Annotated in this window: 9 protein-coding genes; 4 read left to right on the forward strand and 5 right to left on the reverse strand. The window is 54.3% G+C overall.

Annotation, left to right across the window (positions count from 1 at the left end; genetic code table 11):
- Positions 1–170: 170 nt before the first annotated feature.
- Both ABD971_RS11880 and ABD971_RS11885 read left to right on the forward strand, forming a co-directional pair.
- Positions 171–1,049: an SLC13 family permease gene (locus tag ABD971_RS11880; RefSeq protein WP_345322293.1), complete on the forward strand. Its 879-nt coding sequence runs from the start codon at positions 171–173 to the stop codon at positions 1,047–1,049.
- A gap of 55 nt (positions 1,050–1,104) precedes the next feature.
- Positions 1,105–2,106, forward strand: a complete 1,002-nt coding sequence (locus ABD971_RS11885; RefSeq protein ID WP_345322295.1) for a calcium/sodium antiporter — start codon at positions 1,105–1,107, stop codon at positions 2,104–2,106.
- A 49-nt stretch (positions 2,107–2,155) separates the two neighbouring features.
- On the opposite strand, the gene ABD971_RS11890 is transcribed toward ABD971_RS11885, so the two are convergent.
- From ABD971_RS11890 to ABD971_RS11905, 4 genes are all read right to left on the reverse strand, one after another.
- The gene (locus ABD971_RS11890; protein WP_345322297.1) at positions 2,156–3,535 is read right to left on the reverse strand and encodes an MFS transporter; all 1,380 of its coding nucleotides are present in this window, start codon (positions 3,533–3,535) and stop codon (positions 2,156–2,158) included.
- Positions 3,536–3,645: 110 nt separating this feature from the next.
- Positions 3,646–6,288 (reverse strand): efflux RND transporter permease subunit, encoded by a 2,643-nt coding sequence (locus ABD971_RS11895; protein WP_345322299.1) that lies wholly within the window; start codon positions 6,286–6,288, stop codon positions 3,646–3,648.
- A gap of 192 nt (positions 6,289–6,480) precedes the next feature.
- Complete coding sequence (locus tag ABD971_RS11900; RefSeq protein ID WP_345322301.1) at positions 6,481–6,945, reverse strand: hypothetical protein; 465 nt, start codon at positions 6,943–6,945, stop codon at positions 6,481–6,483.
- A 303-nt stretch (positions 6,946–7,248) separates the two neighbouring features.
- A complete protein-coding gene (locus ABD971_RS11905) occupies positions 7,249–8,826 on the reverse strand; it encodes an alkaline phosphatase D family protein (RefSeq protein ID WP_345322303.1) in 1,578 nt (525 codons plus the stop codon).
- 1,334 nt (positions 8,827–10,160) lie between these two features.
- Between ABD971_RS11905 and ABD971_RS11910 the strand changes: the two genes are divergently transcribed.
- Both ABD971_RS11910 and ABD971_RS11915 read left to right on the forward strand, forming a co-directional pair.
- Positions 10,161–10,595 (forward strand): AP2/ERF family transcription factor, encoded by a 435-nt coding sequence (locus ABD971_RS11910; protein ID WP_052031703.1) that lies wholly within the window; start codon positions 10,161–10,163, stop codon positions 10,593–10,595.
- 584 nt (positions 10,596–11,179) lie between these two features.
- On the forward strand, positions 11,180–12,370 hold the full coding sequence (locus ABD971_RS11915) for a type III polyketide synthase (RefSeq protein ID WP_345322306.1): 1,191 nt from the start codon (positions 11,180–11,182) through the stop codon (positions 12,368–12,370).
- 182 nt (positions 12,371–12,552) lie between these two features.
- On the opposite strand, the gene ABD971_RS11920 is transcribed toward ABD971_RS11915, so the two are convergent.
- Positions 12,553–13,872: a serine/threonine-protein kinase gene (locus ABD971_RS11920; protein WP_345322308.1), complete on the reverse strand. Its 1,320-nt coding sequence runs from the start codon at positions 13,870–13,872 to the stop codon at positions 12,553–12,555.
- Positions 13,873–13,907 lie beyond the last annotated feature (35 nt).

Consider the following 13,907-nt stretch of genomic DNA (forward strand, 5'->3'; position numbering starts at 1 on the left):
GTCGCACCTGTGCACCGCCGGACATCAATCGATTCGGCGAACTTTGTCAGGCAAACCGACCAACGTCTCCGTAATGGCACCTCCGACAATCCGTTTGCGATGGTGTCAATCGATGACGATGTAAATCCGCTTCGTCACAAGCCAATTGCATTCTTGGAAACCTCTTTCAAATGACGTACCTGATTCTCGCCATTTTCATCCTCGGATACTTGGCGATCGCGTTAGAACACACGATGAAAATCAACAAGGCGGCGTCGGCGCTGTTGATCGGCGTCGTCTGCTGGGCCATCTACGTCGTCAATCTAGATCAGTTGCTGCCCAGCGGAGCGATTCCAAGTTGGTTTCTTACCGAAGCCGCTGTGCAGAAGGTCGAGAACATCCACCAGACGTTTGCGATCGAATCCCAGCACTTGCATTTGACTGGCGAGATTGCCAGCATCCTATTTTTTTTGATGGGGGCGATGACCATTGTTGAATTGGTCGACGCTCACGTGTTTAAAGCGACCACACACCTGCCACCCTACATGGGCATGATGCTCAGTCTTGCGGTGCTCTGGATCGTATCAGAGCTTGTCAGTCACACGATGGATGAAACGACACGATCGAGCACCGGAGTGTTGGCAGCGCTCCGCCGCGTGGACATGTCCAGTATCCTGTTTTTCCTGGGCATCTTGTTGGCCGTTGGATCACTTGGTGCGATGGGGATTCTGGAAAGTGCCGCTCGTTGGCTGGATGAGACGCTCCCCAACCGAGAAGTCGTCGCGGTCGCGATCGGATTGGTGTCGGCGGTTGTCGACAATGTTCCGCTGGTCGCCGCCGGCATCGAAATGTACTCGATGCCGATCAACGACGATTTCTGGATGCTGCTAGCCTACTGCGCCGGCACTGGCGGAAGTTGTTTGATCATCGGGTCGGCCGCAGGCGTCGCGGCGATGGGGCTCGAGCACATTGACTTTGTTTGGTATCTGAAGAAGGTGGCCCCTTTGGCCGTCGCAGGTTACATCGCTGGAGTGTTCGTCATCCTGCTGCAACGTCTGATTTTGCATTAGCAAATGCGTTTGGCAGAAGTTTTTGTTGAGATTTCTTTTTTGAAGGATCCGTCAAATGAGCGATATGGTGATGGCGTGGTTAAAGATCGGTGGAGGTTTGCTGTTGTTGGTCGGCGGCGGTGAATCGCTGGTCCGAGGTGCTTCGCGACTAGCCCGCTACATGCAAATTTCGCCGCTCGTCATTGGGTTGACTGTGGTTGCCTTTGGCACCAGCGCCCCCGAGCTTGCCGTGTCGGTCCAAGCCGCCTTGGCTGGGAATGCGGATATTGCGCTCGGGAACGTTGTCGGCAGCAACATTTTCAATGTGCTCTTCATTCTGGGCGTCTCGGCACTGATCGTACCGCTGGTCGTTTCCAGTCAACTGATCCGCTGGGACGTGCCGGTGATGATCGCCGCATCGCTGTTGCTGATCGTGTTTGGATGGGACGGGGCGATTGTCCGTTGGGAAGGCATCGTACTGTTCGCTGGAATTATCGCTTACACCTACTGGTGTATTCGCCAAAGCCGCCAAGAGAGTCGTGCGGTTGTCGAAGAATTTCAACAGCAATGGCCAACCGAAAATGAAGCTGGAATCAAGTCAGCCAGTACTTTATGGGTCAATTTTGGATGGATCGGCGGCGGTTTGATATTGCTTGGGCTTGGTTCCACCTTCTTGATCAGTGGTGCGGTCAAAGTTGCCGCCAGTTTAGGCGTGAGTGAACTTGTCATTGGGCTGACCATTGTCGCGGCGGGAACGTCCTTGCCCGAGGTAGTGACATCGATCACCGCCGCGATTCGCGGTGAACGCGATATCGCGGTTGGAAATGTGGTGGGAAGTAACATTTTCAACATTCTGTGCGTTCTGGGTTTGTCCAGCGTCATCGGACCGACGGGGATAACCGTTAGCGACTCGGCTCTTGCGTTAGACATTCCGGTCATGATTGCCGTTGCGTGTGCCTGTCTCCCGATTTTCTTCACCGGGCGAGTGATTTCTCGCTGGGAAGGCGGCGTCTTCCTTTTTCTATACATCGCCTATACCACGTATTTAATCTACAACGCGACAACGGTGGCGGTGTAATAGAAAGGGAATGGGATTTTTACTCTCAGATCTAATTGCAAGGTTTGCCTTATACGTCTTCGGGCAGCGGCTGATCCTTTGTTTCGGGCAGGAAGGCAACCGCGACGATCCCCAACAGAAAGATCACGCTCATATAGCTGGCCGCGTCTCGCAGGGCATCGATCCGCTGATCGGCCACCGCATCCTTGGGCACCAAAAACCATTGTAGATATCCCAGCGTGACGGGACCGCTAGCGGCCAAAAAGCGTCCCACGTTGTAGCAGAAACTGGTTCCCGTGCTGCGTAGCCGGGTGGGAAACAGTTCAGGCAAATAGATCGCAAAAAGCGCAAACAGACCCAATTGGCAAAACCCCATCAGTCCGCTTTTCCAAATGTCGTTGACGCCGCTGAAGGTTTGAAAGTAGGCGATCGTCGTTAGCATTGCAGCTATGTATCCGATTACGAAGGCAGGCCTGCGTCCAATCTTTTGCGTCAACCAAGTAAAGAACAACATCCCAGAGAAGGATCCGAGGTTCTGTACAATCATATTGACCGAGATCCAATAGCTTCGGGCTCCTGCAATTTCGCTTTCGGACGTTCCTGCTTGGCGAAGCGAATTCCCGATGACATCGCCTACCAATTCGGGACTAAAGAAACCAATGCCCCATAGGCCGATCACACCGGCGACACACAACATCATTCCAAATATTGAGTGCTTTCGCCAACGCGGATCGCTTAACATCGAAGCATAAGATCCGAATCGCACCCCGGTTGCCTTGCCCGCCTGTCGCGCGGCAACCCATTTCTCTGGTTCTTTCAATCGCATTTGAATAAACACGCACAGTAGCGCGGGAATCGAACCGACCAGAAAAATGACTTTCCAGCTGTTTTCGGGCGAGATATTTCCAGCGACGACCATTTTGCCAATCACGATGCCGATGATTGCAGCAGTCACGTTGCCAACGGCCGACAGGGCTTGCAGCGTGCCAAGTGCTGCCGTCCGTGCCGAGGGGGGAACGGTATCGGCAACCAAGGCGACGGCCAAACCGAACACCCCTCCGACGCCCAAGCCGGTGAGGAAGCGGAACATTGCAAAATCGATCCAACCGGCCGATAACGCCGACAATCCGGTGCAGACCGAATACATCAACACGCTAATTGTCAACGTCCGAGCTCGGCCTATCCGATCGCCGAGTGATCCAAAGATCAAACCGCCCGTCGCCCATCCAATCACGAATATCGATGTCGCGTAACCACCGTAAAGTTTTATGTCTGTCTGCCCAGTGCCCGGCGGCATCAGTGACGTGATCGCATCGTTGCGAGCAATCAAGAATAGTTGTTGATCCAAACAATCGAACAACCAAGCCAGCGACGCGACGACGAAGACAAACCATTGATAGCGATCAAGTTGTCTCCACCAAGGCATCGTCGACAAAGTGGGATTGGACATGGTTTTCCTTGTGATTCAATACTTTGGGGATGAGGAAGTTTGGGAATGAGGAATGATTCGAGTGCTTGAGTTCGCGTTACTTAGCAAAAGCTGCGGCGGATGCTGTGTATTTACGTTGCCACCGTGGTGACGTTGGACTTCCTAGCGGAGTCGGGATGTTGCATAATCTTATCCGCATTTTTTTGAGACGGCTTGAAGACTTGCCCAACGGGTCCCGCCAATAGAGCCGGTAACAACAAGAGCTCGGCAATCGCTCCGGCAAAAAGAATCACAAGCATCAGATAACCGAACTGCTTTGTCGGCGAAAAGGTACTGACCATAAATACCGACAAACCTAGACCGTTAATCAGCGTGGCCTGCAATGTGGGGGTCGCGCAGTGATGATAGGCACTGCGAATGGCGTTCAGACGATCGCCATCTCGATTTAAACTGACTCGGAACCACGTCAAGTAATGGATCGTGTCATCCACTGCCACCCCGAGCGCGATACTCGCCGCCATCATCGATCCGATTTCCACAGGCTGCCCGAGCCAGCTGATCCCGCCAAACACGACCAGCACCGGAAGCACGTTGGGAAGCATCGCGACCATGCCCGCGAAGAAGCCTCGCGAAACGAGCATCAATAGCGGAGTGATTGTGAGAAACGACCAAACGGTACTACTGATCAAACTGCGAAGCAGCGCCGTTTGTGCTTTATATACAATCGGCACAACGCCAGTGTACACGGTTGTAATCGCAGATTGATCGGAACGGGCCGAGACATGGTTCACTTGGTGAATCGATCCGTCCGTCTTTGCATACTTGGCTGCGGCTTGAGTGATTGCCGGATCAACCAAAGCTTTGAGCGATTCCGTAAACTGACCGTAGTCAACGTCTTTAAACGCCGCCACGCGAAGACTGATTCGCCAAAGCTCGCGGTTCGAATCTTTGTCGAAAGCCATATAGCCGCTGTTGGAAAGGGAATCGTAGGCCTGCTCCAACTTTCGGTTCATTAATTTTCGTTGAACAAACGACCCCATACTTCGGTTTTGACGCGGGAGCGGTGGAACAAACGTCAGCGCCGACATCGTGGGGCCGATCACGTTGTTGCCGTGAGCCCCAAACTTTTGCTCAATCGTTCGCTGTGTGGCAGCAACGATGTTCATGCGTTCAAGCAGCGTCCATACCGCTTTGCCATCTTGTCCACTTGATGTCGATTCGCCCGTTTTGGCAATCGATTCCGAATCAAATCCCAGCACAATCTCAACAGGAACCAAAGGGCCAAGGTTTGCTTCGATCCAGCGATAGTCCTTCAGAATCCTGGCTTCCTTACCGAACAGTTTCATCAAGTCAATCGAGGTGCGGTAGTAGCGAAGCCCGCTGACAAGCCCCACGATCAACACGAGGAATGTGATCGCGACCAACGCGTGGTGTCGTAGGATCACATCGCAAAGCGTGTCCCAGAACCGTTGCATCCGGCCATCGGATGCTGGCACAGTGGCCTCGCGGGATTTCGACTTGCCTTTGATCCGGATCGAGGCCACAGGTAGCTTGTCAGGCCACATGTACAGCGCCGCGGGTAAGAACAGAAACAATACAATCAACATCTCCATCACGCCGATTGCTGAGTAGAAGCCAAACTTTTGGATCGGAGTCAACTCACTCGCACACAGAGACAACAGGCCAAAGGCGGTTGTCAGCGAACACAACACAGCCGGTTTCCACCCCATCGCGATCGCCTTGCCCGGCGCCGCCTTTGGCCCCACGTCGCCAATTGCATCGCGGTAGTAATTGATCAGGTGAACCGCGCCCGAGATTCCGAGCACGTAAACGAGCGCAGGCATCGAAAGCACGATCGCGTCGGTGTTGGTGCCCGCGATCCACAACGAGGCAAGTCCCGCAGCAGCACTCAGGATGCCGCAACTAAAGACAATGCATGTCAAGCGAACGCTACGTAGCGACCACCACGAGAGCGTTAGGCCAAGCAAGCCGGAAAGTCCGGCCAACCGGATCAGTGTTCGTTCGCCTTCTTCGTCAATGGCCACGTTGTCGACGGGGGGACCGCCCAGTCGTGCTTGATCTGCGTCGATCTCACAGTTTCCTAACGCCGTGAACAAGACGCCGGCTGGGTGCTGAAAACCGAGCGGTCCGACCATCGGTCTTGCTAACACCTGACGTAGGTTCGGCAGTGCAGCGTCAGACAACGTGATCAACAAACATGTCTGTTGACGGTCTGGCCCCAGGAAGGAACCGACCAGTCGCTGCTTTGCGATGTCAAACGGAATCCCCGACTCCGTTTCGGACAGATATTCGAGCAGTCGAGGTCCTGTGTAGATTGATTTGAAGTAGTGGCGGTAAGGTTGTGCATCTTGTTTTCCGCCGACGGGTGAATCCGAGATCAACAAATTGGCGAGTTGATCAATTCGAGGGTCTGCCGGTACTCTGCCATCTTCGCTGATGGGACCATCAATCTTACAGCCATCCCAACTAAGCACGACGAACTGGTCGCTCGCAAAATGCTGGCGGTACCAATTCAGCTGCTCCGTTTCACGAAAGGCCGCCGGCAACCAATCGCCTACTTGGTTGTTATTGCTCTGAACCGCTCGTGCGGCGCCATAAAACAAGACCGGTGTTGCCAAGAAAAAACAGAGCAAAATCCCAAAAGACATTCGACCGAACCATGTCTTGGACGGTGGCAACGAATGTTTAAATGAACGTGATTTGGGATGCTTGGACTTGGGATGCGTGGACTTGGGATGCGTGGATCGACTCATGGTAGTTTTTTGCTTTGCCCAGCGAGCCCCACTATCATCCTCTGAAAGCCCATGGGAACAGAGAACAATCGCAGTCGCTGCGGAGCAAGTTGTGCTCGAGAAAGGTTGCAGAGAGTAAAAAGACGTAACACACCGATGCGTTGATTCAGACAATCTGTCCGAACCAAGCCCGCGATCGGACCAGTGTGAACTCTAAACCTGCAATCGAATACACAGCGTAAGAAGAGAGGCTTTCGAATCACGCAGTCGCAACGTTTGAGCAACTGTCCAGTGTGGAAGCAGTCGCAGTTCCGACAAACCAGCAACGTCCAATAAGCGTTCGTCATACGACGCGGAAGGCTTCGAAAGCCAAACCGTGGTCAGCGGCAGCGACGTTGTGAGGGCAAACATCGGTACTAGCGATGGAATGCCTAGATCCAACTTTGACCCTAAGTCAATCTGCGATACTGATCGCTGAGTTGTGGAGCCGGAATCGAAGTCAATTGTTTCCGTGGCTTTCAGCGCAAACGAAATCCCGTCGACAGCGATTGGAGTTTTCGTCTTTGCGATATTGGCCGGACGGTTGACCTCAATCGATAGCGACTTGGTATCCGTCGTTTTTGCAGGTAACGACAGCAGTGCGATCGACGCAAGTAACAGAAATTGCCAAAGTTTCATGAACGAAAAGAGCTCGTCAGCTCCACAGCACACAGAGATTGCAAGGTTTGTTTCTTTCGCAGCGTCTCCACCCATCCGAGTTGAGGCAGTGCACTGATCAAACTGGCAAGTCAGAAATTAAAGAAAGCTTGACATATTCTATCGTCGCGTTTCCGCAGACGTCAGCCACCCATTTCAGAATCATCAGCCGGAACCTCGCGATCGAGGTACCGGCAGTCCAAAACGCGGCAGCAGTGCCATCGAAGATGCAAACAGGACTACCGCCTGTGCTTAGGACCTTCGGTGGGGACTGACATTTCGGAACTACACCTGAACGGCGCCGGGTTTTCCGTTTTCGATTACGAACGACGCCTTGGTCTCGATCGGAGAACCGGGCTTGTCGACGAACGGGGTGGTGCGGAAGTGCGAGGTCCACGATTGCGGAGTGATGGCGCACGAGACATAGCCGCGGTTGGAATTGTACCAGCGAACGAAGTCGTTTTGGGCTGCGGCACGTTCATACTCGGGAATCACATTGCCGCCGTTGCCGCCCGAGGTCATCGCGGTTCCGACTAATTCGGTCCCGACCAATGGCGAATTGGGATTTTGGAAATCGAGTTGCAGATCGTTGACCCAATTCACATGGATGTCGCCGGTCAGCACGACAGGGTTGGAGATCGATTTCTCGTGAAAGAAGTTTAACAACCGGCGGCGGTTCACTTCATAGCCGGGCCATTGATCCATGCTGTAGCGGCGGTCGTCCCCTTCGCCGCGATTCAGCGGAGCCATCATGACTTGTTGGGCCAGCACGTTCCATGTCGACGACGACGCGAGCAAACTTTGCATGAGCCATTTCTCTTGTCGATCGCCCAGCATCGTTGCTTTCTGATCAAACACTTTTCCGGTCAACGGTTTCTGATGATCGCCATTGGGTTGGTCGGTGCGGTATTGCCGGGTATCGAGCACATGAAAATTGGCAAGCCGTCCGTATTGGCAACCTCGGTAGAGCGTCATGTTCGGCCCTTGCGGAAACGAGCTTCGCCGCAGCGGCATAAATTCGTAGTAGGCTTGATAGGCAGCTGCGCGTCGAGCCAAGAAGGCTTCCGGTGAGACGCCATCCTGTTCCGAGACAAGGTTCGCGTAGTTGTTATCGAACTCGTGGTCGTCCCAGGTGACCAGCCAAGGAAACAACCGATGGGTTTCTTGCAGCGTTTCGTCGAGCCGATACTGCGAATAACGAGTCCGATAATCATCGAGCGATTCAATTTCGCCGCCAATATGTTTACGTGGACGCTTATCCGCACCCGCATATTCGTAAATGTAGTCCCCTAGGTGAACGACCAGATCGAGATCTTCGCGTTGCATGTGAGGGTAACCGTTAAAGTAGCCCGTCTCGTAATGTTGACATGATGTAAAGGCAAATCGGACGCGGTCGGGCGTGGTATCGATTGCCGGAGCGGTGCGAGTGCGGCCAACGGGGCTGGTTTCGTTGCCCGCGTGAAAGCGATAGAAGTACCAACGATGAGGTTTCAGCCCGTCCACTTCGACATGCACCGAGTGCCCAAGTGCGGGGGTCGCAACGGCATCGCCGTGACGCACGACATGGGCGAAGGATTCGTCGGTGGCGACTTCCCACCGCGTCCGCACCGTTTTGCTTTGCATCCCACCCTGTTCAAGTGGTTTGACCGCCAATCGCGTCCAAATCACCACTCCGTCCGGAGCCGGATCGCCCGATGCAACGCCCAGTGTAAATGGATTGTCGCTGAAGTGCGGCTTCTCGGTGACTTCGCCCTGAGCTCGCAGCGCCAGCGTTGGAATCGCAGACACGGCCGCCATATAACGCAAGAAGTCGCGACGCTCGATTCCATACCTACGTTGCTTCGGTTTGGCTGTGGATGTCATGGGTCAAAGATCCTTGAGGAAAGGTTTTGGGCGGGGAGTGTTTTAGAGAAAGGAATCGCGGTGCCGGAACATGGCCTGCGGAAGTCCATCCCAGGGACATGCATCATACAACGGCGGAGACGGCCATGTTTGAGCGGCTGCAATGATAAGAAACGCCAACGCCCCAGCAACCGCCGCCGTGCATCCGCTCGACACCCCGGCGGGTGGTCCCGAGCATGCAAGACGTGATCCGCTGCGACGACATGCGATTCCCGAGAAGAATCAACGTCTGAGCTCGCATTTGCCGAGCAAAAGAGACGGACGAGGGTGATGCGGCATCGGTGGTTTCTGGCGAATCTGACCCGATGGTTGCACGCTGATCCAACGACCGGCACCGCCGTTTCCACACACACTCTTCATCCAAGTTTGTTGGACTCTTTACGCCGATGGATCGATTCGCGTCACCGGCAACGTCCAAACAATCAATATGTCGGAACAATTAATATGTCCGAACAATCCGTACGTCCGATAATCACCGTCCGACATTCCAGCGAGCGATGACGAGGATCGGTCGCCGACAGAAAGCGCCGCAGCGAATTGAGTCGAGACTTTGAGCAGAGGCGATTGCCCCGACGAATTCGATTGCCCCTACCGATACGACCGGGCTGACCGTCACGGTGGGTGGCATGTGCATGGGTGTCACCATTTTGACGTCGGTCTTCCTTGCCGTCGACGTGTTCACGACTTGGACGCCTGGATCTTCGAACCGGTTGCGTGGCAATCACACGTTGTGACATACCGATGCGATATTCTTGTCGCGATCTATCCAATGCAATAGATTGATGTCTGGTTGAGCTCGCCGGAGCCCAAGCTCCGATGGACCCTTTCGGATTTACGAAGGCACGGCAAAGGTCATCTTGATGCAACCGGAGCGAGCGAGAGTGCCGACGGATTGGAACGACGTCTTCGCGTCGGGCGAACCCCGAGCGATGCAAATCGTGGGACGCGGGTTAAAAACATTTCGTCAGAGTCATCGCTTCGAAGGACGAATCGTGCAGCCCATCCGAGTCGGTTTGGGTGGTCGAGATGAAGCGCCGGAGAGCACCTCAGAGGCGTAGGTTTGACAAAGTCAATGCACTGTCGATTAAGTCGGTTGTCACTTCACATCGCGTTTCAAATCCCCAGACAGGGGTAGAAAACACTCTCCGATGTAACCTATCGCAATTTTTTTGCGTAATTTTTGCGCCAAGACAGGTGTACATCATAGTGAACGTCTCTGGCAAGTTGTTTTTGGCGTCTACAATTGAACCCATCAGTTAGACACCCGTTTTTACTCGTAATGTAGTTGAACATCGATGAGTGCGAATCGAAACATCACACGGATTGACCGTGACAGTTCTGGGGGCTTCCTTGTGCGTTTAATGCGCAAGGGAAAGAAGCACACCAAGTTTTTTGCTGACAACGAATATGGTGGAAAACGCAAAGCACAAGCTGCTGCGAAAAAATTCCGCGACGAGTTGGAAAGCAAGTTGAAGGGCTACACGCCACAACAATTGTCGAAAATTGTTCGTTCAAATAACACCTCCGGCGTCGTCGGGGTTCGGCTTGTCGAAGAAGTCGATTCTCGCTGGCCGTCCAAGCCGACCTACCAATACTGGGTAGCTCAATGGAGCCCAAGTAAGGGTGTGCGAAAGACGCAACGATTCTCGGTCGAGAAGTACGGCCACGACGAAGCCTACAAGCTTGCCGTCAAAGCACGTGCCAAGGGCGTCGCGAGCATGAAATCGTAAGCGACGACGCTTAAAAGGTTATCGCGGCAAAGTATTATACTTTTGCTAAAAATTCACGACCAAGAGTTACCACGCGGTATGCGTCGCCATGCTTTTGTGGGGCATATGAGCCTGGTCTAGGCGGACTCGCGGTCACGAATTTCGCATTCGAACTACTTTGGTTTGGCTACTTTGGTTTGGCTACCTTGGTTTAGCCAATTTGGTTTAGCTACCTAGCTTAGGGGACGTATGATGGCCGCCCGACGGGCGGTCATCATACACCTCTATGTAGTGTGCCCCAGCGGCACTCTGCAATCGCTGGTGGGCGGGTGACGCTCGTTTAGCTCGCTGTACGGGTCGGATCCACTCATTTCAGCCACCGTTTTACCCATAAATCTCGTTTACCATTATGCAGATTCGCTCTGCTATGGATAATAGAGTCTTAACCGAGGGTGAAACGTCGAGCAGCGGAGCAGGTCCGGCTCGCTGCGTTTCTTCATCAATTTGCCTCCGACACTCTCGCTAGGCTTCCCTCATTCGCCAGTCTTTCATCATTTTGAATAGATTGAGCCAAGTCGATTGCAGAATCTAGCCCCGAGGAATGCATGAGTATGAAGATCCATGGTATGGGAACGGCTCTCCCGAGCCTGTCCGTATCCCAAGAAGGTTCCGCTGAAATTGCCAACGGAATCTGTTGCGAGACTGACCAACAACGGCGTCTGCTATCGACGTTGTATCGTCGAACGGGTGTCAAATCGCGTCACAGCGTGCTACTAGAAACGGATTCTCAATCCTCATTTAATGGCGAGTCGGTCGCCGCAAACGCTCTGCATGGAACCGCATCCCAGGTCGCCGAAGCGCAACCAGCGGGCTCGACTACGGTATTGGATCGCGCGAACCAGTCGTTTTATTGGCCAGCGAACAATGCCACCGACCGAGGACCGACGACCGCGCAGCGACTCGGTGCCTACCGCGACCATGGCGAGGGGTTGGCGATCGAAGCATCACAAAAGGCCTTTGCCGATTGCGACGTTCGTCCTGACGAGATCACCCATCTGGTAACGATTTCCTGCACGGGATTTCATGCACCTGGGGTCGATATCGCGTTGATTCGCCAACTCGGTTTACCCGCAACGGTGTCTCGCACCAACGTCGGATTCATGGGATGCCACGGCGCCATGAACGGACTCCGCGTTGCCAAGGCCTATGCGGATGCCGATCCTAAGGCACGCGTGTTAGTCGTGGCGGTGGAGTTGTGCAGTCTGCATCAACAATATGGCTGGGATCACCAACGGATTGTCTCGAATTCATTGTTTGCCGACGGTGCGGCGGCAGTGATCGGATCCGGATCCGACAAAGCTTCCAACGCCGAGCAGGTGACGTTAACGAGCAGCTATTCCGCGATCATCCCCGACACCGAAGAGATGATGTCGTGGGCGATTGGTGACAATGGTTTCGAGATGTATTTATCGGCCGAAGTCCCCGACGTGATTCGCCGCTCGACTCGCGCACCACTCGAAAAATGGTTAAACCAGTCCGGATTATCATTGGCCGAGATCCAATCGTGGGCGATCCATCCTGGCGGCCCTCGCATTCTCGATGCGTGTGCCGAATCACTTTCACTCGGCGAAGACGACTTGCTCGCCTCGCGAAGTGTATTGAGCCGGTTTGGGAACATGTCGTCTCCCACGGTTCTGTTTGTGCTGAACGAACTGCTCGATAACGCACAAAAGCCTCCGACGTTGATGCTTGGCTTTGGCCCAGGTTTGGCAATGGAAGCGGCACTGTTTCAGTAGCCCCTGTATTGGGATGCTGTGACGCATTTTCTGAGGGTAGCTACCTTCGCCAGAAGATGATTCGCAATTGCGCGGCGACCATCCACGCGCTGGCGAGCGCAGCTACCCCAGCGCAAATGTTTGATCGACGGATGCTTGCCGCAACTTTTGACAAGTTCACTACGAAATCGCTGCTGTTTGGCTTAGAACCGCTCGCGGATCACGAATCCGATAATCGCGCCGATCAACACACTGATCGGCACGGCGATCGCCAGCGTTAGCAGTATCGTGACGAGCGGACCATCGCGTCGACTACGCTCTAGCGGCGCCGCTGAAACGTATGGCATGGGGTGTGGCGAGGAAGAACTCGAACTTCCCTCGGATTGACTGAGCGGTTCCGAGGGGGTGAAGTCGTTGACGTCACGCGACGTCGACGGTTCTTTGGGTGGCGGTGGCGGCGTCCACGAGCGTCGATCCATCGGTCGGCTGACAAATTCGAGCGCATGATTGGCCCACGGCTCGAGTCGTTCGACGACTGCGTTTGCCGAGGGGATGCGATTCGCCGGATCCTTTTCCATCATGTCCGCAATCACGTCGACAAAGTCTTCGGATAAATCCGGTGCGAATTTGCGTGGATGCCAGGGCGTTTGTTCGCAGTGACGGCGACACTTTTCGCGTGCGTTTCCGCCTGGAAAGGGCACCTTTCCGGCGACCACGTAGTACAGCGTACAGCCGAGCGAATAGATGTCGCTGAGCGGTCCCACCTCGGATGGATTACGAATTTGTTCGGGCGACAGATAGTCGGCGGTACCCACGATTTTGCCAGCCCGCGGGTCGTCGTCGCTGGTCGAAAAACTGTACGCGGCCAAGCCGATATCGGAGACCTTTGCGTGCCCGTCGGGCGTCACCAGGATATTACCAGGCTTTACATCCCGGTGAACCAACCCCATGTCATGCGCGTATTGCAGCCCCATCGCGGCTTGCGAAATGACGAGCGCCGCGTGCTCCATCGTCAACGGGCCATTGCTGCGTACCAAGCGGCGGAGATCGGCACCGGGAACATACTCGGTCACTAAATAGTCGACTTTACCATCGTGTCCGGCATCAAACGCGCGGACCACATAGGGACAGTCCAGCCCTGCTTGCAGCCGAATTTCGCGCATAAACGAAACTCGGGCTTCCGGGGTCAATTTATCCAGCGGCAATGTTTTCACAGCACATTGGCGTCCCATCACGCTATGCACCGCCTTGTAAACCTGGCCCATCCCGCCTTGACCGATCCAATCGGTAATCATGTAGGGACCGAGATTAAACTTGGTGCGGCCCGCCCGCATTTGGCGAGCTTGGTATTCGGTGATCAAGCCAATTTGAATCAGCTCGGCCGCCATCGCATCGTCATCCGCAGTGCCGCCGTTATCGGACAGCGACTGCGCGACACGATTCCATTTCTTCAGCGTCACAAGTCCGCTTCGGATCGCAGCCTCTTTGAAATCGAGGATCGGCTTGGAATCACGAGAGGCCATCAAAGCAACGCTTCCTAATGGGGGACAACACGGTT

The organism is Novipirellula rosea (genome assembly GCF_039541335.1).
GTDB classification, from domain to species: Bacteria; Planctomycetota; Planctomycetia; order Pirellulales; family Pirellulaceae; genus Novipirellula; species Novipirellula rosea.